This window comes from Streptomyces sp. MMCC 100, from assembly GCF_041538145.2.
Taxonomy (GTDB): domain Bacteria; phylum Actinomycetota; class Actinomycetes; order Streptomycetales; family Streptomycetaceae; genus Streptomyces.
Window position 1 is genome coordinate 4,861,358 of sequence record NZ_JBGORK020000001.1, and the last position, 22,432, is coordinate 4,883,789.

At 66.8% G+C, this 22,432-nt stretch carries 18 protein-coding genes and 3 pseudogenes; 8 read left to right on the top strand and 13 right to left on the bottom strand.

Going from position 1 to position 22,432, the window contains the following annotated elements:
• Positions 1 to 176: 176 nt before the first annotated feature.
• Both ABS735_RS22660 and ABS735_RS22665 read right to left on the bottom strand, forming a co-directional pair.
• Positions 177 to 1,907, bottom strand: a complete 1,731-nt coding sequence (locus tag ABS735_RS22660) for an aldehyde dehydrogenase family protein (protein WP_373900753.1) — start codon at positions 1,905 to 1,907, stop codon at positions 177 to 179.
• Positions 1,908 to 1,932: 25 nt separating this feature from the next.
• Complete coding sequence (locus ABS735_RS22665; protein ID WP_373900752.1) at positions 1,933 to 3,294, bottom strand: flavin monoamine oxidase family protein; 1,362 nt, start codon at positions 3,292 to 3,294, stop codon at positions 1,933 to 1,935.
• A 63-nt stretch (positions 3,295 to 3,357) separates the two neighbouring features.
• Between ABS735_RS22665 and ABS735_RS22670 the strand changes: the two genes are divergently transcribed.
• Both ABS735_RS22670 and ABS735_RS22675 read left to right on the top strand, forming a co-directional pair.
• A complete protein-coding gene (locus ABS735_RS22670) occupies positions 3,358 to 3,966 on the top strand; it encodes a TetR/AcrR family transcriptional regulator (RefSeq protein WP_373900751.1) in 609 nt (202 codons plus the stop codon).
• Positions 3,967 to 5,030: 1,064 nt separating this feature from the next.
• Positions 5,031 to 5,636 carry a TetR/AcrR family transcriptional regulator gene (locus ABS735_RS22675; protein ID WP_373900750.1) on the top strand — a complete coding sequence of 202 codons (606 nt, stop codon included), beginning with the start codon at positions 5,031 to 5,033 and terminating at the stop codon, positions 5,634 to 5,636.
• Here ABS735_RS22675 and ABS735_RS22680 read toward each other — a convergent pair.
• A pseudogene (locus tag ABS735_RS22680) lies at positions 5,633 to 5,962 on the bottom strand (transposase); the annotation flags it as partial. The gene ABS735_RS22675 and the pseudogene ABS735_RS22680 overlap by 4 nt on opposite strands.
• Positions 5,963 to 6,193: 231 nt before the next feature.
• Between ABS735_RS22680 and ABS735_RS22685 the strand changes: the two are divergent.
• The 4 genes and pseudogenes from ABS735_RS22685 to ABS735_RS22700 all read left to right on the top strand — a co-directional run bounded on the left by ABS735_RS22685 (position 6,194) and on the right by ABS735_RS22700 (position 8,851).
• Positions 6,194 to 6,430 carry a hypothetical protein gene (locus ABS735_RS22685; RefSeq protein WP_373900749.1) on the top strand — a complete coding sequence of 79 codons (237 nt, stop codon included), beginning with the start codon at positions 6,194 to 6,196 and terminating at the stop codon, positions 6,428 to 6,430.
• A gap of 439 nt (positions 6,431 to 6,869) precedes the next feature.
• Positions 6,870 to 7,265: a hypothetical protein gene (locus ABS735_RS22690; protein WP_373900748.1), complete on the top strand. Its 396-nt coding sequence runs from the start codon at positions 6,870 to 6,872 to the stop codon at positions 7,263 to 7,265.
• A gap of 433 nt (positions 7,266 to 7,698) precedes the next feature.
• A pseudogene (locus ABS735_RS22695) lies at positions 7,699 to 7,965 on the top strand (IS481 family transposase); the annotation flags it as partial.
• Positions 7,966 to 8,125: 160 nt separating this feature from the next.
• A complete protein-coding gene (locus tag ABS735_RS22700) occupies positions 8,126 to 8,851 on the top strand; it encodes an amino acid permease (protein ID WP_373900746.1) in 726 nt (241 codons plus the stop codon).
• Here ABS735_RS22700 and ABS735_RS22705 read toward each other — a convergent pair.
• Positions 8,830 to 9,629, bottom strand: a protein-coding gene (locus ABS735_RS22705) for an IS5 family transposase (RefSeq protein WP_373901272.1) whose coding sequence is annotated in 2 segments (ribosomal slippage) — positions 8,830 to 9,290 and positions 9,290 to 9,629 — 801 coding nt in all. Because the reading frame shifts where the segments join, the coding sequence is not laid out codon by codon here. The two genes, ABS735_RS22700 and ABS735_RS22705, sit on opposite strands and share 22 nt — an antisense overlap.
• 39 nt (positions 9,630 to 9,668) lie before the next feature.
• Between ABS735_RS22705 and ABS735_RS22710 the strand changes: the two genes are divergently transcribed.
• A complete protein-coding gene (locus ABS735_RS22710) occupies positions 9,669 to 10,397 on the top strand; it encodes an amino acid permease (protein ID WP_373900745.1) in 729 nt (242 codons plus the stop codon).
• A gap of 80 nt (positions 10,398 to 10,477) precedes the next feature.
• Here ABS735_RS22710 and ABS735_RS22715 read toward each other — a convergent pair.
• A pseudogene (locus tag ABS735_RS22715) lies at positions 10,478 to 10,833 on the bottom strand (IS110 family transposase); the annotation flags it as partial.
• A 234-nt stretch (positions 10,834 to 11,067) separates the two neighbouring features.
• Between ABS735_RS22715 and ABS735_RS22720 the strand changes: the two are divergent.
• Positions 11,068 to 12,741, top strand: a complete 1,674-nt coding sequence (locus tag ABS735_RS22720; RefSeq protein ID WP_373900744.1) for an amidase — start codon at positions 11,068 to 11,070, stop codon at positions 12,739 to 12,741.
• A 511-nt stretch (positions 12,742 to 13,252) separates the two neighbouring features.
• On the opposite strand, the gene ABS735_RS22725 is transcribed toward ABS735_RS22720, so the two are convergent.
• The 8 genes from ABS735_RS22725 to ABS735_RS22760 form a co-directional block, all read right to left on the bottom strand.
• Positions 13,253 to 14,899: an amidohydrolase family protein gene (locus ABS735_RS22725; protein WP_373900742.1), complete on the bottom strand. Its 1,647-nt coding sequence runs from the start codon at positions 14,897 to 14,899 to the stop codon at positions 13,253 to 13,255.
• A 153-nt stretch (positions 14,900 to 15,052) separates the two neighbouring features.
• Entirely contained in the window at positions 15,053 to 16,225 is a 1,173-nt protein-coding gene (locus tag ABS735_RS22730; RefSeq protein WP_373900741.1) for a saccharopine dehydrogenase family protein, read from the bottom strand.
• Between the two features lie 28 nt (positions 16,226 to 16,253).
• Positions 16,254 to 17,768, bottom strand: coding sequence for an AMP-binding protein (locus tag ABS735_RS22735; RefSeq protein ID WP_373900740.1), 1,515 nt, complete (start codon positions 17,766 to 17,768; stop codon positions 16,254 to 16,256).
• A gap of 440 nt (positions 17,769 to 18,208) precedes the next feature.
• The gene (locus ABS735_RS22740; protein ID WP_373900739.1) at positions 18,209 to 18,835 is read right to left on the bottom strand and encodes a TetR/AcrR family transcriptional regulator; all 627 of its coding nucleotides are present in this window, start codon (positions 18,833 to 18,835) and stop codon (positions 18,209 to 18,211) included.
• Between the two features lie 157 nt (positions 18,836 to 18,992).
• The gene (locus tag ABS735_RS22745; protein WP_373900738.1) at positions 18,993 to 19,445 is read right to left on the bottom strand and encodes a MaoC family dehydratase; all 453 of its coding nucleotides are present in this window, start codon (positions 19,443 to 19,445) and stop codon (positions 18,993 to 18,995) included.
• Positions 19,442 to 20,212, bottom strand: a complete 771-nt coding sequence (fabG, locus tag ABS735_RS22750) for a 3-oxoacyl-ACP reductase FabG (RefSeq protein WP_373900737.1) — start codon at positions 20,210 to 20,212, stop codon at positions 19,442 to 19,444. Before fabG ends, ABS735_RS22745 begins: the two co-directional genes overlap by 4 nt.
• 74 nt (positions 20,213 to 20,286) lie before the next feature.
• Complete coding sequence (locus ABS735_RS22755; protein ID WP_373900736.1) at positions 20,287 to 21,045, bottom strand: SDR family oxidoreductase; 759 nt, start codon at positions 21,043 to 21,045, stop codon at positions 20,287 to 20,289.
• Entirely contained in the window at positions 21,042 to 22,259 is a 1,218-nt protein-coding gene (locus ABS735_RS22760; protein ID WP_373900735.1) for an acetyl-CoA C-acetyltransferase, read from the bottom strand. Before ABS735_RS22760 ends, ABS735_RS22755 begins: the two co-directional genes overlap by 4 nt.
• Between the last annotated feature and the right edge of the window lie 173 nt (positions 22,260 to 22,432).

Sequence of the window (22,432 nt, forward strand, 5' to 3'; positions counted from 1 at the left end):
GGGCCGGGACCGCGAAGGCCGCTCTGCTGCTCGACCGGGTGGCCGACTCGCGGCTGCGGGACGGCCACGAGAGGGGGCAGGTGGCCACCTCCCTTCATCGGGCATCGCGACCGCTGTGGCTGAGGCGGTCGCTCGGTTCGGGCGAGCTCGGCGATGCCCCCCCCAGGGCATGGAAGTCAACTGCGGAGGGCGGAGGCGAAGAGAGCGGGCAGATCCTGCCATCGGGGGTGTGCGGCGAACTCGGTGAGGCGGCGGCCGGTGCTGGCGGCGTTGGTGTTGCTGACGAACCACGGGGGCCTCGGGGAGATGATCGTCTTGCCGAGAAGCACGAAGTGTGGTGCGGGGCGGAAGGGACCGGTGACGACGGTGCGTTCGGTGTGGTCCAGGAGGAGGGCATTGTGAACGGTACCGATGCCGCTCTGGACGTCGTCCAGGGTGTGGCCGGGGTAGGCGCCCCAGGTAGCGCGGGAGGTGGCGTAGCCGACGCCGGTCCAGGCGTTGACGGCAACGGTGCCGTAGCGCAGGTCGGCGATGGCGCTGTGGAGGTGGCGGCCGAGGGCTTTGAGGGTGTCGGGGTGGGCTATGAGGTTGGCGCCGAGGGTGCCGTGGAGCTGCTCGTTGGCAGCGGCGACCGCGGCGTTCAAGAACTGCGTACCGGTACCGGGGAGTTCGGCCACCCCGAGGACCGGCCCGAAGTACTCGGTCGTGAAGGCGGACTCGTTGGGGTTCGAGAGGTCCAGGCCGGTGAGAAGCGTGCGCTCCGGGGTGCCTCCGGGCTTCTCCGCGCCCGGGTGGAGGGTTCGGGCGTCCTGGACGCGGGCTTCGCAGCCGGGGTACCAGGCGGGGCGGGCCGGTGTGGTGGCGAGGGCCCGGCGGAGCGCGGTGAGGAAGGCGTTCTTCTGCGGCCAGTCGGAGCTGAGGATGAGGATCTGGCCGGCGACGCAGTTGCAGCCACTGTTGTGCAGGCGCATGGTGGCGACGTGTTCGGCCTGGTAGCGCAGGTCCGCGTCGGACCATGAGCCGGGCAGGACGATGATCGGCGAGACGCCGCCGAGTTCACTGGTCATGGACTTGGCCAACTTGGGGGTGCCGGCGGCCTTGGCGGCGGTCGCGGCCTCTCCGGTGCCCCAGACCACCGCGTCGTGGGTGGCTTCGCTGCCGGTCATGTGGACGGCCGCGATGCCGGGGTGCTCCGCGAGCTCCCCTCCCACCTCGGGGCCGCCGGTAACGACATCGACCAGGCCCCTGTCGATGAGCGGCTTGAAGACCGCCCGGTAGACGCCGGCCAGCGGGTCGGTGATGGGATTCAGCTTGAGGACGGCGGTGCGGTTCTCGGCGTACAGCTGGTACAGCACGTCCAGGGGCGGGATGGAGAGGACGTTGCCGGCGCCCAGGACCAGGGCCACTCCCCTGGTCCGGCGGGGTGTCCGCTGGGTGAGACCGGCCGTGGCCCGCAGCTGGTCCTCGGTGATGCCGGGGGTTGTCCAGACCTCGGCGTGGAAGCCGCTCATGAGCAGCTTGTCGTGGTTGTCGTGGGGCAGGACCTGGACGGCGAGGCGGCCACCCGGGGCCTGGGTGATCCGGGTGTTGGCCAGGATGCAGGTTCCCTCGTCCAGGCGCCGCAGGGTCTCCTGGAGGGCCTGGAGGTAGGTGAGCAGCGCGTACGGGCCGCTCAGCCATTCCTCTCCGACGAGGGGGGAGGCGGGGTCGAGCTGCTTGATCCCGGCTGCGGTGCGGACCCATTCGTCGGCGGCGGCTGCGGTGGCGGCCGCCACGTCGAGGAGCAGCTCGCGCCGTTCGGACAGGCTCGTACGGGCCCAGGCGCGTTCACCTGTGGCGAGCCGGTCGACGAGGGCGTCGAGGTCGGGGGTGGGGCTGGTGCCGTCGGTGGCGGGTGTGGTGGTCATGGTGGGGCCTCGCTCAGTGTCGGGGTCAGGCGAACTTGGGGAGAATCTCGTCGGCAACGCGGTGGCCGGATTCGGCGGCTCCGTCGATGTAGCCCGCCCAGCGGGTGGCTGTTTCGGTGCCGGCCCAGTGCAGGGGGCCGACCGGGCGGCGCAGGGCCGGGCCGAAGCGGGTGAGGGTGCTGGGTACGGCGAAGGCTCCGTAGCATCCGCGGCTGTACTCCTCCTCCGCCCAGTCACGTTCGATGTAGGCGATGGGATTGCGGGCCTTGGGGCCGAAGTAGCCGACGAGGTCGTTGATCACCAGGGCGCGGCGGTCGTCTGGGCTCATGCGTGAGCCGGTGTCGGCGTGGCGGCCTTCGAGGAAGCCGACGAGCACGCCGCACGAGCCGTCGTGGGGGGTGTTGTCGAAAACGGTGCCGAAGGGACGGTGGGTGCTGTTGGCCTGGCCGCTGAGGCCGGCGTGGCGCCAGAAGGGCTCGTCGTAAGCGACGTTGATCTTGATGACCCGTCCCATCGGCATCCGCTGGACGAGCTGGTCGCGGTCGCCGGGCAGGCCCGGGGTGTAGCGGATGCGGGCGGCGAGCGGCGGCGGGACGGCGATGACGGCCCGCTGTGCGCGGACGGTCAGGCCGCTGCGCGTGGTGACGCGGACGCCCGTGGTCGCCGTGGGCTGCCAGTCGATGTCGGTGACGGGCGCTTCGAGGACGATCCGGTCGCCGAGTTCCTTGGCCAGTTCGAGCGCGATGCGCTGTGTTCCGCCGACGACGCGGTCCTGCTGGGCTGCGCCGGCGACGTTGATCAGCTGGTCGAGGCCGCCTGCGGCGCCGACGTAGAAGGCGGCCCAGAGCGCGGACATGTCCTCGGGCTCGGCGGAGAAGACCGCCTCGGTCATCAACCGGAAGAAGTCCCGGCCGCCCGCGGTGTGCGCGGCCCTGCGCAGCCAGGTGTCGAAGGTCTGGCGGTCCAGTTCCTCGGCCTGGGGAGCCAGCCACGGATCGGTCGCGGCGACCTGGCGGGCGATCCGGTCCAGGCGGTACTGGGCCTGTCCGATGTCGGCGAGGACGAGGGGGTTGAACTTGGGGCGGCCTGTGTACTGGGCCCGGGTGGCGCTGAACTCGCCGATGTGCTCGCCGTCGCCGTAGGTGGGATAGGTACGCAGGTCCAGTTCCCTGATCAGCTCCATGGTGTGGTGCTGCGTCGGTCCGACCCACTGTCCGCCCACCTCGATGGGGGCGCCACCGGGCAGTTCCCCGTTGAGGAGGCGGCCGCCGACGCGGTCCCGTGCTTCCAGGACCAGTACGTCGGCTCCGTTCCGTACGAGGTCGCGGGCGGCCACGAGGCCCGCCACACCGGCCCCCACGATCACGACGTCCACTGACTTCTCCATCACACATCCACCTTCCATACAGAGCGCATCTCGCATACGCAGTGTATGTGATATCCATGGTGCATGGAAACGCTGCGAGAGAAATATGCGGAGAACACCCGCCGTACCCTGCTCGACACAGGGCTGCGGCTCTTCACCGAGCGGGACTACGCGAGCGTCTCCGCGGAGGAGCTGGTGCGCACCGCGGGGCTGACGCGGGGAGCGCTCTACCACCACTTCGACGGCAAGGCCGGGCTCTTCGAAGCCGTCTTCGAGGAGCTGGAGCGGCAGGCCACCGAGCGCATCAGGGCGGTGATCGCCCCCATACCCGATCCGCGCGAGCGCGCTTCCCGGGCGGTCGACGCGTTCCTCGACGTCTGCGGCGACGGTACCTACCGGCACATCGTGCTCCAGCAGGGTCCGATCGCCCTGGGCTGGCAGCGGTGGCGCGAACTCGACCAGCTTCACCTCGGCGGCCTGCTCCTCGACGTCGTTAATGCCGTACTCGAAGCCGGCCGGTTCCGGCCCTATCCGGCCAATCTGGTCGCCGGGGCCTTCTACGGAGCACTCACGGAGCTGTCCATCAGAATCGCGGAAATCGACGAGCCGGAACAGGCCCGCTCCCAGGCGGCCGAACTCGTCCGCGATCTCATCAGTGGGGTGATGAACAGGAACAGCGCACCGTCGGCATGACCCGTCACGCCCCTACTGGGGCAACAGCCCGAACTCGGCCGGCATCTCACGCCACGGCGCGCTGGCCCTGAGCCGTCAGATCACCCCCTCGAACTGATCCCGCAGCCGCTCGGGGTACGGGCCGTATTCGCCTATCGGCAGGAACTGCTAGATCAACTCCTATTGCGCAACAGTCAGTTGCCTGCACTTCGCGATCGCCTTCCCACCCGATCCGCCCTCCATCGGCAGAGCTGATCACGACATCCCCCAGGCCCTGGTCCACCAGACTTCGTCACCATCGCGCCGAACCAGCTCTGGGTAGCCGAGCTGACCTATGTCCGCACCCACCCCGGCTTGACCTATGTCGCGTTCTCGTGGACGTCTTCAGTCGAATGATCGACGGCTGGCAAGGTTCCATGACGCTACGCACTGACCTCGCCGTTGATGCCCTCGGCACGAGCTTGTGGACCCGGCAGGGGACCGTCAGGACGTGACCGGCCTGTCTGCGCGCCGAGGCGCTGAACTCGCTGTTCAAGGCCCAGTGCATCCGTAACCCCGTGATGCGACCAAGAGCGCCTGGAGGAACGTGACCGAGGTCGAGATCGCCGTCGCCGAGTGCGTCGACTGGCACAACCACCGACGATTCCACGGCGAAATCGGCTCGCCCCCCGGCCGAGTGCGAGGCTACGCACTGCGCCTATCAGCAGGTCGGCATCACGCCCGGGAACGATCCTGAGACACCCGTCCTGACCGGGCTGGTTCAACTAGCCGAGACCTTGATGGTCATGTCACAAGCCAGGCCGCCGGGTGACGCCCGACCACAGCCCTGTCACCTTCTCCGTGACAACGAACATCGCGCGCACCAATCGCCCCAGGGGCGACCTCGAAGCCTGGAGGCGAACGGAGCCTCTGTTCGCAGGGTCGCCGAGTCGGCCATGCCGCAGCGTTCGTCGACCGTGACCGGACATCGGCCGCTTGGACATGGTCGAGTGACTTGGTCAGCATACGAACCTCCACTAATCTGGCTCTCTAGGACTAGCCCGCGCGAATAGCTCAATCGTTCGCTTCTGCAAGACCTCGGAGGCATGGTGGCTCGGATCCCGGCGACACAGCGACGCCAAGATTTGGTGGCTGCTGCATTTCGGGTGATGGCTCGCGACGGCGTAGCCGCTGCGAGTACCCGGGCCATCTGCAATGAAGCAGGCGTAGCCCAGAGCGCCTTCCACTACTGCTTCCACACGAAGGAGGACTTGCTACGGCAACTGACTCGTTCGGTGGTCGTCGAGATGGGGTCGCGGGCACCGTCGACAACCGCGGCGGATCTGGAGTCTTCCCTCGTCCAAGCGTTCGACCACCTGTTCAGCGCTGCGGCCGGCGCCCCGGATCAGCAGCTCGTGTTGTACGAACTGACGGCGACTGTCTTGCGGGATCCGGAGCTAGCCGAGCTCGCCAGCTGGCAGTACGACCAGTACTTTGGCGCGATCGACGTTCTGCTCCGCGACCTCACCAAGAGGTTCGACTTCCAGTGGGCCCTGCCGATCGACGTAGTCGCGCGGTTGTTCACGGCGTTGATTGACGGCGCGATCCTCTCCTGGCTGGCCGATCGCAACACGGAACAGACCAAGGAGATGTTGGGCGTCGCAGCCAAACAGCTCGCCGCCCTTGCCGCCGAACCCTCACCTCTAACCTAGTGATCTGAGTCTGAGATTCGTCGGCAGTAGGCGACGACTTGTCGAGGATCTCGTCTGCCGTCTTCGTCCAGACGAACGGTCAGGGGTGCTCGTTCCAGTCGACGAGCCAGGCCTGGATGTCGCATTCGAGGGCCTGGGCGGAGCGGTGGACGCCGCGCTTGAGCTTCTTCTGGGTCAATTCGGCGAACCACCGCTCCACCAGGACAGCCAGGACGCGCCGGTCGGCGTGAAGTGGAGATGGAACCGGGATGCGCCAGCAGCCACTTCTTGATGTCGGGTGTCTTATGGGTCGCGTAGTTGTCCAGGATGAGGTGAACCTGGACACCGGGCCTTGACCCCTGATGTTGGCCACACGAGCACGCGGCCCGGCTTTGGCATCATGAGGGCCATGGACGACGTCGAGCTCATCCGCACCGCATGACGGGCCCGCCGGTCCTCGGCATTGCCCGCGGCACCCCGGGTCCGTTCGGTGTTCACCGCCCTGACGAGGAGACGGACGAGCCGATGCAGGATGAATACGTTGCTGCTGTCCCAGGCCCGCGCGATGGACGAGAGCGGTGAGCGGGATCTGGCGGCAGGTCCTGGCCGCATACACCACTGACCAGTACGAAGAGCAGGACCGCGAGCAATTGCTGGCCCTGGGGGCCGCGGAGCTCGCCCACGCGCGCAGCGAAGAGGGCCGGCCCGCGAGTGCCGAGGACGTCCAGTACATCGCGCTCCACGAATTCGGCCTCCTCCTCAGCATCACCCAGGCCCGCACTGCGCTGAGGGAACGCCGCACCCGCCACGGGTGACCACAGCCGGATCCGCGCGTTAGACCTGCGTGACCACGATGACGCCGCAGCTCGCCCCAGTCGTCGGCCGCAGGGCACCGGAACTGACGCCGGCTTCCGCCCCGACGGACGAGCCGGTCTTCGCGGCACTGGCCGCGCGCCGGGCGGCGGCGGGGCGTATCGTACCCGGTCAGGTGGATCGGGAGTGGGCCATGCTGGCGGGCAGCTGCCCGTGGCCCCGGCGATAGAGACCAGCGTGGTTGCGGTGGTCGCCCCACGGCCCGCACCCGCTGTACCGGCCGGCAGCCTCGAAGCCTGCCCGGCCACCCGAGGCTGCCGGACCGGCCGGTCTTGTTGGGCCCCCTTCCGGCCCGGCAGCCTCTACCCCTGCCAACCGGAACCGCCTAGGCCCGGTGTCGTTGACCCCGGCTGGCTGGGTACACCTGTGCGCTCCCCATTGATGAACGCCTGGTACCACCGCGCCTTCTGGGTCCGCTACCGAGCGGCGCTGCTGAGCAGAATCGAGAGTCATGTCGCATACAGAATTGAGGACTGGTCGGAGTTGTACGCCATGGTCAGTGGCGCTGCGGCTGTTTTGACGGGGTTGTTGTTCACCGCGCTTCCGCTCGGGCCGCGGCAAATTCTGAAGGATCCGGAGCATCGTGGACGGGCCCGTGAGGCGGTGTTCCAGTTGGTCGCCCTTCTCGTGGTCGCGGTGTTCGTCCTGGTCCCTGGCCAGACGACCACGGCTCTGGGCGCCGAACTGGTCGCCGTGAGTGTGGTGATGGCAGTGGCGTCGGTACGGTTTCAGAGCCAGACCAGGAAGAGGTTCCACGCGATGGGCGACGCGCGATGAAGGACGAGGTGTTGCGGGAAGCGGCGGCGCTTCTCCGGCACCGCCCGGCAGAGGCCATTCAGTCCCCTGACGAGCGGTGGGTGGTGGACCAGGACGAGACGAGACGGGCGGGCTGGTCCTGGCCGCGTTCACGCCAGAGGACGTCGAACGGACGGAGCCGTGAGCAGTGGCATCGTCGTCGCCTACCCGGACAGCCCGGAGCGGCACACGCACGCGCGGGTTCTCGGTGAGCGTCGCACATGGCCGCCCTGGACGCACCCGCCCAAGATGTGCGAGCCGTTAACGAGCGACGATCCAGATGACAAGTAGCCCGCGAGTAGCTCTCGGATCGAAGGTGTCGCGCTGATCCCCGGATGCCGGAGTACCCGCACCGACTCAAGATCAAGTGCTTGCCTTTAACGGCTGTTCCGTTGGTCCAAGGACGAAGTACGCCCACCTCGGCGGCCTAGTCCACTTGGACGTGAAGTAGGCCGGCAGGATTCCCGGCGCCGGCGGCTGGCAGGCCCCCGGCCGCAGCGAGGACGTCCACGGCCGGGGCATCGGCTACGACTGATTACACACCGCCGTGGACGATCACTCCTGTCTGGCCTACGCCGGGAGCACCACCTGCACAGGCTTCCTCACCCGCGCGGCCGCCTTCTTCACCGGCCACGACATCGCCCGCATCGAACGCGTGATGATCGACAACGCCTGGAACTACCACCCCGGCGCGGTCCGCTTTCTCAGCACGCAGCGGGGGTGACCGGGTGTCGAAGGTCACTCAACTTGGTCGATTGACAGGTTCAACTGACCGACCGTACGCTGCGCCGATCAGTGACTCAGATCACTGACGACGCCTACGGAAGGCTGGTCCGTCCCCCATGACATCCACCTCAGATTCCACCCGCGTCCTGGCAGGAGGCCTCTCCGCCTCAAAGATCGTGGTGATGGTCGTGGCCGCCGCCGCACCCATGGGAGCGGTCCTCGGCACCATTCCGATGGCGTTCGCCCTGGCCGGTGGAAGCGCGATACCACTGTCATATCTGATCGCCGGTGTCACGCTCCTGCTCTTCGCAATCGGGTACGGCGCGATGAGCCAACGGATCTCGTCGGCGGGAGCCTTCTATGTGTACGTCGCTAAGGGTCTTGGCCGCACACCAGCGGTCGGCGCATCGTATTTGGCGATCATCGCCTACAACGCAACCGCGCTAGTGATCGTCGCAGGCCTCGGCTACTTCGGCGATCTGATCATCGGCGAACTGCTCGAAATATCAATTCCATGGGTCGTCTACGCGCTTGTCGGCGTTGCCATCATCGCGGTGTTCGGCTATCTCCAGGTGGATCTGGCCGCACGTGTTCTCACGGTCTTGCTCATTCTGGAAGTCAGTGTCCTGATTATTCTCGATATCGCCATGGTTATCCACAAGGGATGGTCCGCGTTTCCGCTGGATATCTTTGCTGCAGACCATGCACTGAATTTCGGAAGCTTCGGACTGGCAGCGATGTTCGCGTTCTTGGGTTTCATCGGGTTCGAATCGACTGCCCTGTACCGAGAGGAGGCCAAGAACCCTCATAAGAAGTCATCTCATTTGGCGAGTCTGCGATAACAGATGAGGGTGCAGGCGATGCTCGCGAAGGCAAGGAAGTGCTCTGCCTTGCGCTCGTAGCGACGGTGGAGCCGTCGGCAGCCTGCGAGCCAGGACATGGTGCGTTCGATGGTCCACCGGTGCCGTCCGAGCCGCTGCGAGGTCTCGACGCCTTTGCGGGCGATGCGGTGCCGGATACCCCGCTGAGACAGCCATTTCCGCAGGTGGCGGTAGTCGTAGCCCTTGTCGGCATGGAGCTTGCCGGGCCTGCGCCGGCGGGGACCCCGGCGGGAGCGGATGGGCGGTATGCCCTTCACGAGCGGGATCAGGGCTTGGCTGTCGTGGACGTTGGCGCCCGAGATTCCGACGGACAGGGGCAGACCGGTCCGCTCGGTGATCAGGTGGATCTTCGAGCCGTACTTGCCCCGGTCGACAGGATTCGGACCTGTCAGGTCCCCCTTTTCAAGGCCCGCATGTTCACCGAGTCGATCGCGCACCGGGACCAGTCCAGATCGCCGCGGGCTCCGAGTTCGTCGAGGACCAGGCGGTGCAGCTTGGCCCAGACCCGGGCCTTTGACCACTCGGTGAACCTGCGGTGAGCCGTCGCTCCGGACGGCCCGAACGACGCTGCGGGCAGCTGCTGCCACGTGCAGCCCGACGTCGCCACGAACACGATCGCGGCCAGCACTTCACGGTCACCGTGCCGACGTCGGCCGCCGCCCTGCGGCCGCGATGGCGCCTCCGGCACCACGCGTTGGAACAGCTCCCACAACTCGTCCGGCACCAGCCGCTCAACAATCCCCGCCACGACCAACAGCCTACTGGGCCAAATGAGATGATGTCTAAGACAATCCCGCGTGCCACGTACGGCGCGATCGCAATCATCACGGTGTTCTACTTTTTGACCACGTGGATCACCGTGGGGGCGCTTGGCCCGGACGCCGTACGCGAATTTGGAGCCGATAACAAAGGCGACATGTACTTCAAGCTGAGTTCGGAGTATGCATCGGAATCCCTTACCGGGATTATGGCACTCATTTTGCTGACCAGCCTGTTGGCCTCTTTGCTCGCGCTCCACAATGCGGCGAGCCGATATATGTTCAACGCTGGGCGCGAGGGCCTGCTCCCCAGTTGGATCGGCGTCGCGCACCGCACGCAGGGCACTCCGTCACGGGCAAGCCTGGTACAGACGGGTATTAACGTCGCCGTGATCCTCGTTTTCGCGAACGCAGGCGCCGACCCGTACTTCGGCTTCGGATCGACGATGACCGGGGTGGGCACACTCGGGATTCTGTTGCTGGAGACTCTCGCCGCTTTGGCGATCACGATGTACTTCATCAGAAACCGCGAAAAGCTAGTCTATATCGTTGCGCCTGCTCTGGCTTTGGTGATGCTTATCATCGTGGTCATCTTGACGATTCGCAACTTCAGGACTCTGGCCCAAATTGATTCGGGGGCGATCGACATCGTTCCGTGGGCCCTACTTGTCGTCGCGCTTCTCGGCATGGGTTATGGACTCTGGCTGCGCGCATCCAGACCGGGCGTGTACGCCCAACTTGGTGAATGAAGAAGCAAAGGTGTCAGATACCCATCGGGGCATCCGGCCTGGAGGTCGACAGCGATCTCGCTGGTCTCCTGCAGGGGTTACAGGTCGCGGCGCATCCTGGCCTGGTCGGCGATGACGTAGGCGTCCCTTGCGTCGGTCTTCCCATCGCCCCGGTAGGAACCGGAGGCGTGGTGCACGGTGCGGCCAGGGATGTAGAACAGCTGCTGCCCGTGGCTGACCAGCAGGGCGATCCACAGCGCGGCTCCGCCGGCGTTCAGGTCGACCGCCCAGACCACCGGGTCGCCGTCGGCCAGTTCCAGTACGTCGCCGAGGAGTTGGAGCAGTTCTCGCTGTTCGGTACTCGGCGGGAGAGCACCTTGGTGACGTCCGGGTCGATCACGGTGCAGTGGTGTTCGGCCTTGCCCGCGTCTGTCCCTGCCCACAGTTGGGGCGTCAGCCCCTCCCTCGTAACGCTCCTGTGTTGTCCCAGCAGACGACCTCGCTGTCACGTCCATACGAGCGATTCGGTTCGCGCATCCCCATCAGCAGTCGAGTCGTCGCGGGATTCCGGGCGGCCAATCCGCTCAAGCCATCAATGCGACAACAACATGACAGCCACACCCGGCACTTCTGGGTGTCCCGAACTTACGAATGACCCGGATCAACCCACGAAGAAAGGTATGGACACGTCATGACGATGGACGAGACGACAGCTTCCCCCCAGCCCGAGGATCGGCGCCTTGGTGGTGTCTCGAGGCGGTCCGTCGTCGTCGGTGCCTCCGCGGTCGGCATGGCCGTCGGGGCATGGGGATCGGTGGCAGCCGCCGCGCCTGACGTCAGCTGGCCCTCGGTGAGCCGCCCGAAGGACCTGGGACACATCGTGTGGTGGTCGGCGGCGGAGCTCTCGGTTGCAATCCGCCGCCGCAAGGTGAGCTGCGTCGAGGTGATGACCGCCTATCTCGACCACATCGAGACGGTGAACCCCCAGGTCAACGCCATCGTCGCCCTCCGGCCGCGGCGGGAGCTGCTCGACGAGGCCAAGGAGAAGGACCGGCTGCTGACCCGCGGGGAGTACCAGGGCTGGATGCACGGCTTCCCGCAGGCGCCGAAGGACCTCGCCGACGTCAGAGGCATGAAGACCACGCTGGGATTCTTCCGGCCGCCGTTTGACGCAGTCGCCACGGCCGACGCGCTGATCGTCGAGCGGATGCGGGCAGCGGGCGCGATCTTCATCGGCAAGACCAACACGCCCGAGTTCGGCCTGGGCTCGCACACCTACAACAAGGTCTTCGGGACGACGTACAACGCCTACGATCAGACAAAGAGCGCCGGCGGCAGTAGCGGCGGCGCCGCGGTTGCCGTGGCGCTCCGGATGTTGCCCGTGGCCGACGGCAGCGACTTCTTCGGCTCGCTGCGCAACCCTCCGGGCTGGAACAATGTGATGGGCCTGCGGCCATCGTTCGGCCGGGTTCCGTCTCTCGGCGAAGAGCAGTTCGTGCAGCAGGGCGGCATCGAGGGCCCGATCGCCCGCGACGCTCGCGACCTTGCGCTCCTGCTCGGCACGATGTCCGGGTACGACGTCCGCGCGCCACTCTCGATCGAGCGGGACCCCGCGCCGCTGACGAGGCTGGGGCACACACGCCTGTCCGGTCGCAAGGTCGCTTGGATGGGCGACCTCGGCGGCTACCTGCCGATGGCCCCGGAGGTGCTCGAGGTGACCGGTCGGGCGGTGCAGCTGCTGCGCGATCTCGGGATGGGCGTGACGAAGGTCGACGCGCTCCCGTCGTACGGGGCGTTCCGCGGCAATGAGGACCTCTGGCCGACCTGGCTGATCTTCCGCCACTGGCTGATCGGCGGTTCCCTCAAGCCGCTCTACGACATCCCACAGTTCCGGCGGGAGATGAAGCCCGAAGCGATCTACGAGGTCGAGGGCCTGATCAGCGGCGCGGACGGCAACCCGGCGCTCACCGGCCTCGACTCCTGGGAGGGCTCGGTGAAACGCACCGCGATGTATCAGGCGTTCCGGCAGCTCTTCGAAACCTACGACTACGTCGTGCTGCCGACCGCCCAGATCTTTCCCTTCGATGCCGACCGAGACTGGCCGCACGAGATCGAAGGCGTCGAGATGTCGTCGTACCACCGCTGGATGGAGGTGACCGCGATCGGCACGCTGATCGGTGCGCCGACGCTGGCCGTCCCTGCCGGGTTCAGCAGCGATGGCCTGCCGATCGGCCTGCAGGTGATCGGTCGCAACCACGACGACTTCAGTCTGATGGAATTCGCCGCCGCGTGGGAGCGGAGGGCTCGGTTCGTGCGGGACGACCTGCCGCCGCTCATTTCCGCCGCGGCGCCGCGGCATGCGTGAAGCGACCAGCGGATACTCATTTGGAGCCAGACGAGATGAGGAGCGGTGTTCAGGTTACTGCTGGCCCGCGAGCTCGGCACCGTCGAGCTGCTCTGCGGTGGGGTTCGTCGTACTGCCGAACGTGAGTTGAAGCAAGGATAAGTTACGCGGCCCTCGGCCGGCGACGAACCAGGCACGATGGGATGGGAGAGCCGTCCGCCCAGCGCCGATGGGCGCCAGCACACTTCACTCCACGGTGGTGGCGGCTGCGAAGACGCCGTACGCCGCCCGTCTCGTACGAGGTGTCAAGCCCGGATGTACCGAAGGCGTCCGCCCGGCGCCCACGCAACTGCCAGCACCACGAGCAGCAGGACCGCCCACCGATCTACGGGAAGGCTTCACCGGCCTGGATGGAGACAGATGTGACGGCCCTGGTGCTCTCGAACAGCCCGCCCGTTCTCGTTTGGCCGGACCGTCCTTACCCAGGGATTAGGGTGGTGCGGGCAGCACATGCCGATGAGCCTCCCGGAGCTCAACGAGCTGTGGCCGCCCGCTCCTCGCCACCGACCCAGGTACTGAGGACGCGACATCGGTCATCGACGGGATGACTGTTGAGGATCGCCAGATCAGCTGGGGCTCCGGCCGTGATGCCGGCTGCAGCAGGGCTGAAGAGACTGGCCGCTGCAGTCGTCGTGCTGGCCTTGACCGCTTCTTGAACGGTGAGCGCCTGCTCGGCCTGGATGGCACCGTTGTTACCGTCCAGCCGCTGGACCGCGCAGCGGATGTTGTGCAGCGGGTCCAGAGGTCCACAGGGCTGGTCGCTCGACAAAATCAGGCGGTTTCCGGCATCCAGCAGGCGTCTTCCGCCGAGCACGGCGAGATGCTGGTGAATGCCGGTGTCGGTCATCTTCTTCGCGTAGCCCGACAGGAAACCCGGCTGGAAGCTGGCCCAGGCTCCGACGGCCGCCAACGCTGCCGCGTCGGCCTGGCTGAGCAGCGTCAGGTGCTCTATGGTCACCGAGTCGGCCGCCATCCCCACCCGTCGGACGGTGCGAGTGACCTGATCGACGGCAAGGTTGCCCAGAGCGTGGATGCGCACGCGGTGTCCGGCCCGAGCATGGTCAGACAGGACGCGCTCCAGTTCCGCGTCGTCGTAACGCAGCGCAGATGAGGTGCTGAAGTGACCGTCAGCAAGCCGCATCGTCCCGGTGCCCGAGAACGGTGACAAGGACCGTTTCCGCGCCGCAGCCCTCATCGTGTCAACGACCATGCGCAGCGCGGCCGCGGGAGGAAGACGGACGGCGCATCGATCGGCTCCGTCGGTGAAGATCTTCACCTCGGCGGGCGCAATGCCATAGGCACCTGGCGCCATCTGTCCAGCCTCCGGGGCTGGGGCAAGGAGCCCGGTCGCAGGCGCCGCCGCCCACGACAGTCGCAAGGGCGTCCGTCCGGCAAGCTCGGCCAGAGCATCGGCGGCATCGGGCGCGACGCCGGGGTCGTGGGCGTGGGTGATGCCGTGATCGAGGTGCCGGCCGGCCTCTCGATCCAGAAGCCGGTTGATGCCTTCATCGCCCAGTCGCTCCGCGATACTGCGTTGCGCCATCGCGATCGCCGCCGAGAATGCCGCCTCGTACAGTTCACCAGTGGCTGCACCGCGGCGACCGCGGACGACATCCTCAGGGTGCAGCAGCGACGACGTCACGGCTCCGAGCCCGGACAGCACCTCGCTGCTGACCGCGCCACGATGCAGATCGATGCAGGCGATGACCACGGGTCTGCCTCCGGCAGCCTCGTCGAGCTCATCCGCTCTCGGCAACCGGGCCTCGTCGCTCCAACCATAGGGATCGGCGTTGAGGTACAGCAGCCATTCCCCTGCGTCGGCACAGGCTGCGTCCCTGCGGATCTGCGCGAGGCAGTGACGCAGAGATGTCCAGTCCGCGGCGTCGCCGGCTGACGGGAGCCAGGCGCTGGCCGAGACGTGGGTGTGGACGTCGACGAATCCGGGCAGTACGTGCTTGCCGGTCAGATCGATGATTCGGTCTACGCCCTCAGTCAGGTGTGGCGGCGGATCACCCGGTCCAGTGTCGGCGATGCGGGTGTCCTTCAGGTGGACCCAGCCACTTTCTGGGACGCATTCCGGACCGCCCCAGACGGTCGCATTGATCATCAGACTGTTCACGGTGTCATCCATCTCCGGGTCAACTGCGGAATCTGCGAGAGCCGGAACGATCCGGTCACGGCGTGCTCAGCGCCCGCCCGTGGATCCGGCCGCCGGGCAGACGCACGCCGGGTGATTCCCGGGTCCATGGCAGGTGAGGACGAGCTCTGAACGTCAAGCGGGGACGGAGACCACGACCACATAATCGCGGACGGGGCCGTTCTCGACGTGGTCACCCAGAGCGGCAAAGAACTCGGTGGGGTCGAACGCCTGCTCCGGCGCAACGACACCGGGCGCCACGGATGCCCCCCGCGCCAGCAGGTCCACGCCGACTGCCGCCGGATAGCCGGTCGCACCGCCCATGAAGTGCGGTGGCCACGCGGAAAGGTGGGCGGAGACGACGCGCCGCTCACCATTCGTGGTCCCCGTAACCTGTGCCCAGGCGGTGGGCATGTTGTCGCGCGGTTCGCGGGGCGCGTCCGCCGGTCGGCTCATGCCGGAGGCGAGGGATGCCGCTTCACGCAGGTCGATCTCGCCAGCCTCATAGCGACGGGTGATCTCGGCGAGCCGGTCGAAAACCCACGTCGGGCCGGTCATCACGTTGAGGGACTCATCGATGCCCCTGAAGGTCATCGGCAGGGTGATGGGTTCCGGGTGGCCGAGCGACCGGGCGTCCTTCGCGCCGATGCCCGGGTAGTCGATCTCGACCTTCTGCAGCGGGGTCACCTCGGCGCGGTCGCCACCCGCGAATACGCGGATCTTGCCGCTGCACTGCAGGATCAAGTGCTCGGCGGCCGCAGTTGCGGAACGGCCGACGTCGTACTGATCCTCGTGCTCGACCCGGGTGCCGGCCACAGGCCAGCCGGTCACCATCCGGTCGACCTCGTCGAGCTCCTCGGCGGCCCGTTTCGCGAGCAGGTTGGTGAGACCTGGGCTCATGCCGAGTCCGATGATCGCCCTGACTCCCCGTTCGCGCGCTCGCCCGTCCAGCGCGAGGAGGTCCACGGTGGCCTCCCAGTCGTCGCAGACGTCGATGTAGTCGACGCCGGCCTCGATGGCGGTGGTCAGGATGGGCAGTGCGAAGTGATTGAACGGCCCCAGCGCGTTGACGACGAAGTCGATGTCCGCGAACGCATCCCGCAGCGCGTCAACGTCCGTGGCGTCGAGAACAACGGCGTTGCCCTTCGGACCGAGCTCTGAGGCCAGCAGCGCGGCCTTGTCCTGGGCGATGTCGGCGACATCGACGCGTGCGACGCTCTCGAACCTCGCGAGGAGCCGGCACACGTGCCGACCCATCTGGCCGACACCTCCGATCACGATCACGCTGACCTGGTTGGCGGACATCATTTCGAGACCTCTCTCAGTTGGGTTGGGTTCAGCCCGCATCGACCGGTGCGCCCAGCGAGCGCTTGTCCACCTTGCCGGTGGCAGTGGTCGGGAGCCGGTCGATGAGGTGGACCTCGCGGGGGTACTTGTACGGCGCGACGCGCGCACGCATGTACTCCCGCAACTCGTCGGACGTGACCTGGTGCCCCTCGCGTGGCACGACGTAGGCGACGATCTCCTCGCCGAGGCGCTCGTCGGGACGCCCCACGATGGCCGCCTGCACGACGGCAGGGTGAGTGAACAGGACGTCCTCGATCTCCCTGGGGTAGACGTTGTATCCGCCTCGGATGATCAGGTCCTTGACGCGACCGACGATGTAGGCGTAGCCATCGGTGTCCAGGCGCGCAAGGTCTCCCGTGCGGAGCCAACCGTCGTGAAACGCATCAGCGGTGACGTCGGGGCGGTTCCAGTAGCCCGTCATCACGTTGTGACCGCGCACCAGTAGCTCACCGACGACGTCGGGGGCGCCGGCGACTTGGTCGTCGTCGAGGACGGCGAGCTCCACTCCCCAGACCGGGCGACCGATCGACCCGACCCGGCGGGGGTTGCGGCCGCCGTTGAGGCTCCCCGAGGCGCAGGTCTCCGTCATCCCCCAGCCTTCGACGTAGGACGCGCCCGGTAGTACCGCTTCCAGTTGTTCGATGACGCTCTGCGGCATGGGCGCGCCACCCGAGACGAGGACACGCCATGTCGCGACATCTGCAGAAGCAAGGCCGTACTCGAGCAGCTCCACATACATCGTCGGCACGCCGACGATCACGCTGATCCGGCGTTCACGACTCGCCTTGAGGACGGACGCCGTGCTGAAGCGCGGGAGGAGAACGATTGACTGCCCGTGGACGGTTGCGCTGTTCAGAACGCCCGATAGTCCGAAGATATGGAAGAGCGGCAGCACGCCCAGCATCACGTCGTCTGTGTTGAGCCCGAGATCTTCGGACTCCAGTCGCGCAGAGAGGAACAACTGCAGGTGCGAGAGCTCCGCGCCCTTCGGTTGGCCCGTGGTTCCACTGGTGTAGATGATGACCGCCGTGTCGTCACCGTCGGTTCGGTGCACGGCGCCCGCCACGACAGCGTCGGTCACCGACGCTGCGAGGTCTGCGACGTCTCCGGATGGATGGCGCCCCTCGGCCTCTCCCCAGGTCAGTATCGGCAACTGGTACTCGGTGAGCAGAACGTCGTCGGGAGCGGCGATCATTGCGCGGAGGTTGGCGTCCTCCGCGATGTGTGCGATCTCCTGGCCGCTCAGCAGCGGATTGAGAGGAACGACGACCAGCCCAGCCTTGAGTAGGCCGAAGTAGCTTGCGACGAAGTCAACGCTGTTCGGCAGCCGCAGCCCGATCGCAGCCCCGGGCTCGTAGCCACCCGCGCGCAAAGCGGCAGCGACTCTCCCGGAGAGGAGATCAATCTCCGCGTAACTGTGGACCTGATCGTTCACGACGAGGAAGTCGCGGTCTGGATGGCGCTGCGCGGACTCGATCAGGATTCGCGCAAGGTTGAACTGCATGCTCACTCCTTCGGGGCCTCGGGTCCAGTTGGAATCGGGCTCGGCAGCGCCCGCGACGGCTGCCAGAAACCGCCTCTGAAGCAGGAGCGCGGCGACGATGTCTACCAGCCGGATCACGGCGACCAGCAACGTCGATGCCGCAGTGATGGTCGGGTCGCGGCGTGGACGGTTCCGTAGATCACGCCTACAGAAAGCGCACCCGTCCCGACTCCTTATTGGTCGTTCAATAAGCAGTGTGTGGCCGGACACATACGTGGGTCAAGAGCCATCGAAGGAATGTGGCGCGGACCGGCGAATCAGCCCGAGTGAAAGCGTGCTTCGGCGCGTCGAGGCGTGGCCAAGGGGCCATCGCGACAACCGCGACGTCGTGCGGCACTCTTCTGCGGTCGCCACCCGAGGGAGGGGGCCCATCGCCCGTCAGAAGGCGAGGCAGCGGCTTTTTAGGCCGGCGATGTTCGAACGATCGACAGTGCGTAGTCGGCGTACTGCTCGGATGTGGTCACCGCGTCGGCGTCGCCGTGGCGGCACCAGGTTTGGACGTTCTCGCACATGCCGACGATCGCGAAGGCGGCCGAGGAGGGCGTGTCTACTCCGAACTCCCCAGAGGCGATGCCTTCCTCGATGGCGGTCCGGAGCAGGGCGTAGATCTCGCGCTCGTAGCCAATCAGCTGCCGACAGGCTTCGGCGGGGAGGTGGTCTGCGATGTGCGCGGTCGCGAGGAACGACGTGTAGGCGTCGACGTCGACCGTCTCGTTGAGCTGTGTGTGGACGTAGAACCGGACGAAGGCGCGGATACGTTCCCTCGGGGTGCCGTCGGTCGCAGCCAGTTCCTGGACGAGTCTGTCACGGAATCGCAGGAGGGTCCGTTCCACGACCGCGAAGAGCAGGTCGCTCTTGGACGAGAAGTGCCAGTACATCGCCGAGGGCGACACGCCTACCTGCGTGCCGAGCGCCTTGAGAGAGGTCGACTCGTAGCCATGCTGACGGAACAAATGGGCGGCTGCATCGAGCAGGACGTCGCGGGTCTCCTCCGCGGTCCTCGTCCGTCGCGAGGTCCTGGCTGGCACTCGATCCCCTCTCATTGGCTCCGAACAGAGCGTCGCTCTGGGCAATGGCCGGCTTACTGCCGCGGCAGAGGCTCTCGGCACGACAATGCGGGTAGAACTGATCCTATCCAACTGATCGTGCGTTCAACGAAGGGCCTCGCGCGGCCCCCCGCTACGATCACGGGACCAGCACACTGACCGTGTCGACGACGCAGGCCGGCTTCTCGCTCCCGCCCCGCTCGATCGTGACGCGGGTGACGATCTTGATCCCTGTACTACCGGGCGTCACCTCGAGGAGTTCCACGCCGGCACGCACCCGCGAGCCCACAGGGACGGGGGAGGGGAACCGGAGCCTGTTCGCTCCGTAGTTGACGCTCATCGCGATGTTGTCGACGCGGTAGACCTGCCACGTCAGCATCGGGACGAGACTGAGCGTCAGGTAGCCGTGCGCGATGGTTGTGCCGAAGGGGCCCTCAGTCGCTCGCTCGGCGTCGATGTGGATCCACTGATGGTCCCCCGTGCCCTCGGCGAAGGTGTCGATCTGGTCTTGGGTCACTGTGTGCCATTCGGAGTGACCGAGGTGGCTGCCGACAGCCTGATCGAGCTCTGCGACACCGTTGAAGACCCTCATCCCTTCGGCCCTCCGGCGACGTAGAGGACCTGGCCTGAGACGAAGCCGGCGTCCTCGCTCGCGAAGAAGGACACGGCGTGGGCGATGTCGGCGGGCACGCCGGTGCGGCCGACCGGGATCTCCTTGGTGGCCGCTTCCTTGAAGTCGTCGAAGGAGATGCCGATCCGTGCGGCGGTCTCCGCGGTCATCTCCGTTTCGATGAATCCCGGTGCCACGGCGTTAACGGTGACCCCGAACCGGCCGAGCTCCAGGGCGAGGGTCTTGGTGAAGCCCTGGAGCCCGGACTTGGCCGCCGCATAGTTGGCCTGGCCCCGGTTGCCGAGCGCTGAGACGCTGGAAAGGTTCACGATGCGGCCCCAGCCGGCCTGAGTCATGTAACGCTGGACGGTACGGGCGAGGAGAAACGAGCCACGCAGGTGGACGTTCATGACGGAGTCCCAGTCGGACAGCGTCATCTTGAACAGCAGGTTGTCGCGGATGATGCCGGCGTTGTTGACGAGGACCGTCGGGTCGCCGAGCTCGTTGGCGACTCGCTTCACGGCTTTCTCGACCGCGGCCTCGTCGGCGACATCTGCACCAACTGCGACGGCACATCCGCCTGCGGACTTGATCTCGTCGACCACGGCAGTGCAGGCGGTCTCGTCGAGGTCGACGACCGCAACCGCAAGGCCGTCTGCTGCCAGCCTGCGCGCGACCTCTGCGCCGATACCGCGCGCTGCGCCGGTGACGATTGCCGTACGCGGGTAGTCAGGGACGGATGGGGGCATGGGTAGCTCCTGTGTGGTGATCGATGTCGGCTCGCGCTCTGGCGGCGAGCACGAGGTGTACCGAGGCGGCGGCGTTACTCGACGCCGCCGGACAGCGTCAGGCCACCGTCGATGACCACCGTCTGGCCGGTGACCCAGGCGGCGTCGTCGGAGAGGAGGAAAGCGACCGTGCCGCTGATGTCTGCAGGCTCGCCGAGTCGCTTGAGGGGGTAGGCCTCGGCCACGCTTTCCTCCTTGCCCTCGTACAGGGAGGTCGCGAACCTGGTCTTCACTACTCCGGGGGCCACCGCGTTCACTCGGATGTCGGGCCCGAGTTCGACGGCGAGCAGCTCGGTCAGCGAGTTGAGCATCGCCTTCGTGGCGCCGTAGAAGCCGATGCCGGGCGCCGGGCGGATGCCCGTGACCGACGACAGGTTGACAATGCAGCCGCCGTTCTCCTTCATCCAGTGCCGATACACCTTCTGCACCCACGACACCGCTGCGACGCAGTTGACTTCGACGGTCTTGCGGGCGGCACCGAGGTCCAGGTCCATGAGCGGGCCGTGTGCGGGGTTGATGCCGGCGTTGTTGACGAGGAAGTCGGCGCTGCCGAATGCCCGGAGGGCTTGCTGTACTACGCCGTCTTGGTGTGCCGGGTCGTCTGCCTTCCCTGCGATGCCGAGCGCGACATCGGAGCCGCCCAGGAACTCGACGGCCTCGTCGAGAGCATCCTGGTTGCGAGCCGTCACGACGACCTTTGCCCCGTCGCGAACGAGCCGCTCCGCGATGGCGAGCCCGATTCCGCGGCTGGCGCCGGTGACGATCGCGGTCTTTCCTGTGAAGCGGCGGCTCATGACAGCCGCTCCAGGACCATCGCCATCCCCTGGCCGCCCCCGACACACATGGTCTCGACGCCGAGTTCCTTGTCCTGCGACTGGAGCGAGTTGATGAGGGTTGCGGTGATCCGGGCGCCGGTCATGCCGAAGGGATGACCGACAGCGACAGCACCGCCATTGACGTTCAACTTGTCCTCGTCGATGCCGAGTTCGCGCGCGGAGGCGATGACCTGTGCGGCGAACGCCTCATTGATCTCGAAGAGGTCGATGTCGTCGATGTGCAGCCCAGCGATGCGCAGCGCGTTCCTCGTGGCCTCCACCGGGCCCAGGCCCATGATCTCCGGGGACAGCCCGGAGACACCGGTGCTAACGACGCGCGCCAGCGGCGTGAGGCCGAGCTCCCTGGCCTTGATGTCGGACATCACGACCATGGCCGCGGCTCCGTCGTTCAGCGGGCAGCAGTTGCCTGCTGTCACCGTGCCGTCGGGTCGGAAGACGGGCTTGAGCTGGGATACCGCTTCCAGCGTGACGCCGGCACGCGGCCCGTCGTCGGCGTTGACGACGGTGCCGTCAGGCAGTGTCACAGGCGTGATCTCCCGCGCCCAGAAGCCGTCGGTCGTCGCCTTCTCGGCAAGGTTTTGGCTTCGCACACCGAAAGCGTCCTGGTCCGCGCGGGAGATGTCCTTGTACTGGGCGACGTTCTCGGCGGTCTGGCCCATCGAGATGTAGAGATCGGGCAGTTGGCCAAGCTGCCTTGGGTCCTCCCAGACCTGGCCGCCTGCCGAGAACCGCTCGGTACGTTCCTGCGCCTGGTCCATCAGCGGGTTCCTGCTGGCCGGGAAGCTGTCCGCATCACCAACGAAGTAGCGGCTCACTGACTCCACACCCGCGGAGATGAACACCTCACCCTCCCCCGCCTTGATGGCATGGAGCGCCATCCTCGTGGTCTGGAGACTGGAGGAGCAGTAGCGGTTCACTGTGACACCGGGAAGATGGTCGAACCCGGCGAGGACTGCAACGGCTCGGCCCAGGTTGTGCCCCGACTCCCCCGCAGGCTGCCCCACACCGAGGATCAGGTCCTGCACCTGGGTCGGCGCGAGGGCGGGCACCTTGTCCAGCGCCGCCCGGACCATTTGGGCGGCGAGGTCGTCGGGCCGCACATCCTTGAGGGACCCCTTGACAGCGCGGCCGATCGGCGAACGGGCGATCGAGACGATGACGGCTTCAGGCATGGAAGCTCCACTTATTGATTGTTCATTTAGTGCCCGACACTGCCGCACCTGGAGCCACTCGTCAACACCACGTGGCGCCCGCCACGTCCGGAAGTGGAGTGCTTGCGAGGCGAGCGACGCACCACCTCCTGCTAGGTGCGGGCCCGGGCACTCGCTGACGGTGTGGCGATTCA

Coding starts and splice junctions, on each gene's coding strand:
- ABS735_RS22660 (WP_373900753.1), bottom strand. CDS start 1,907: ATGACCACCACACCCGCCACCGACGGCACCAGCCCCACCCCCGACCTC.
- ABS735_RS22665 (WP_373900752.1), bottom strand. CDS start 3,294: ATGGAGAAGTCAGTGGACGTCGTGATCGTGGGGGCCGGTGTGGCGGGC.
- ABS735_RS22670 (WP_373900751.1), top strand. CDS start 3,358: ATGGAAACGCTGCGAGAGAAATATGCGGAGAACACCCGCCGTACCCTG.
- ABS735_RS22675 (WP_373900750.1), top strand. CDS start 5,031: ATGGTGGCTCGGATCCCGGCGACACAGCGACGCCAAGATTTGGTGGCT.
- ABS735_RS22690 (WP_373900748.1), top strand. CDS start 6,870: ATGAACGCCTGGTACCACCGCGCCTTCTGGGTCCGCTACCGAGCGGCG.
- ABS735_RS22700 (WP_373900746.1), top strand. CDS start 8,126: ATGACATCCACCTCAGATTCCACCCGCGTCCTGGCAGGAGGCCTCTCC.
- ABS735_RS22710 (WP_373900745.1), top strand. CDS start 9,669: ATGTCTAAGACAATCCCGCGTGCCACGTACGGCGCGATCGCAATCATC.
- ABS735_RS22720 (WP_373900744.1), top strand. CDS start 11,068: ATGACGATGGACGAGACGACAGCTTCCCCCCAGCCCGAGGATCGGCGC.
- ABS735_RS22730 (WP_373900741.1), bottom strand. CDS start 16,225: ATGATGTCCGCCAACCAGGTCAGCGTGATCGTGATCGGAGGTGTCGGC.
- ABS735_RS22735 (WP_373900740.1), bottom strand. CDS start 17,768: ATGCAGTTCAACCTTGCGCGAATCCTGATCGAGTCCGCGCAGCGCCAT.
- ABS735_RS22745 (WP_373900738.1), bottom strand. CDS start 19,445: ATGAGGGTCTTCAACGGTGTCGCAGAGCTCGATCAGGCTGTCGGCAGC.
- fabG (WP_373900737.1), bottom strand. CDS start 20,212: ATGCCCCCATCCGTCCCTGACTACCCGCGTACGGCAATCGTCACCGGC.
- ABS735_RS22755 (WP_373900736.1), bottom strand. CDS start 21,045: ATGAGCCGCCGCTTCACAGGAAAGACCGCGATCGTCACCGGCGCCAGC.
- ABS735_RS22760 (WP_373900735.1), bottom strand. CDS start 22,259: ATGCCTGAAGCCGTCATCGTCTCGATCGCCCGTTCGCCGATCGGCCGC.